Below are 1,698 nucleotides of genomic sequence, written 5' to 3' on the forward strand. Positions count from 1 at the left end.
GCCTTGGCTGTTTCCGGTTTCATCCCTGTCATCTCGCTCCGCTCGCTGCGGTCCCGCCGGCCGGCTGTCCCAGTATCGTCACCAGCCTCGGCCCTTCAGCTTGGTCAGCGTCGCTTCGAGGTCGGCCAGATTGTCGGCGGCAGTGCCGTCGCCCGAGAGCGTGTTGTGAACAGCGTTCCAGAACTGGCTCGACGCCTCGTTGTATTTGATCCTGGTGGCGGCCGAGGGGCGCGGCACCGCATTGAGAAAGATCTGCTTCCAGCGCGGAATAATCGGGTGTTCCATGGCAATGTCGGCATCGTCATACAGCGCCTGGATGGTCGGCAGATTGGACGTCTTCAGCGCGCGGTATTTCTGCATCGCGGGCGAGGCAATGAACTTGACCAGCTCGATCGCGGCATCCGGATGCTTCGAATATTTGGAGACCGCGAGGTTCCAGCCACCCAGCGTCGCGACCGGTCGGGCGCCTTCGCCGGTGCCGGCCGGCAGCGGCGCCACGTCGAACTTGCCCTTGATCGGCGAGCCCTCGCCGTTGCCGAGCGCATAGGCATAGGGCCAGTTGCGCATGAACACCGCGTTGCCGGTCTGCCAGACGCCGCGCGATTCCTCTTCCTGGTAGGCGAGCACGCCGGGCGGCGCGATGGTCCCGACCCAGCCCTTGACCATATCGAGCACCGCCGCCGCTTTTGGATTGCTGATGGAGATGGAGCCGTCCGGCTCGATGATCTGGCCGCCGCCATTCGACATCACCCATTCGAGCGCGTCGCAGGTCAGCCCCTCATAGGCGTTGCCCTGAAAGACGAAGCCCCAGATATCCCGATTGCCGGCTGCACGTTCCTTATCCATGACCAGCCTGGCGGTGTCCGCCAGTTCCTTCCAGGTGGCCGGCACCTTGGCGCCATATTTGTCGAGGAGATCCTTGCGGTAGTAGAGCGCCGGCGCATCGGTGAAGATCGGCAAGGCGACGAGCTTGCCATTGACGGTCTGCGACCGGATGATCGACGGGAAATGCTCGGCCACGATGTCCCTGGTCGCTGCGGTCAAATCGACGAGCTGGCTGGCGAGCTGCGGCGCCCAGATCACGTCCGTCTGGTAGACGTCGATGTCGCTGTTTCCGGCGGCAAGCCACAGCCGGTACTGGCCGAACTGGTCGGTCCCGGACGTCGGCATGACGACGATGTTGACCTTGTTGCCGCTGTCTTTCTCGTAACGGTCGAGGATCTCGCGCAGCACCTTGATGCCGTCGCCGGTATCGCCCGACACCATCGACAGCTCGACGGCCCGCGCCGGCGTACCAATCAGCATGGCGGCGACGCCGAGCGCCAGGAATGCGTGAGAAAACTTCATGGTGATGGATGTCCCTCCGCAGCCGGCGACAGGAAACACTCCACGCGCCGGCAGCTTGTCGGACCCCGCCTTCCATTGAATGCGAAGCGGCGCTTTGGGTTCCCAAATCGCGCCGTTCCTGCGTGAGGCGACACCCATCAGGGGGTGTTGAGATTCAGGTCAGGCCGAGTCGAAAATGGTGGTTTCCGAGAACCGGAGCGGAGCGTACTTTTGGGTACGTGAGCACCGGAAGCGCAGGAAGCCATCATTTGCAGGCCGGCATCACCTGAATATCAGCACACCCTAGCCTTCCCAGGCGACAGGCATCATCCCCAGCCGCTCATAGAGCCGGACGGCGGCGGGATTCTCGAC

The 1,698-nt window shown here is 63.4% G+C and carries 1 protein-coding gene; it reads right to left on the minus strand.

Annotated features, from left to right (window positions below):
- Positions 1 to 78: 78 nt before the first annotated feature.
- Positions 79 to 1,347, minus strand: coding sequence for an ABC transporter substrate-binding protein (locus EOA22_RS32665; protein WP_063170315.1), 1,269 nt, complete (start codon positions 1,345 to 1,347; stop codon positions 79 to 81).
- Positions 1,348 to 1,698: the final 351 nt, after the last annotated feature.

The sequence above is a fragment of the Mesorhizobium sp. M7A.F.Ca.US.014.04.1.1 genome (assembly GCF_003998745.1).
Classification (GTDB): Bacteria; Pseudomonadota; Alphaproteobacteria; order Rhizobiales; family Rhizobiaceae; genus Mesorhizobium; species Mesorhizobium ciceri.

Excerpts from the sequence above, each read along its gene's own strand:
- EOA22_RS32665 (WP_063170315.1), bottom strand. The coding sequence starts at position 1,347 with ATGAAGTTTTCTCACGCATTCCTGGCGCTCGGCGTCGCCGCCATGCTG.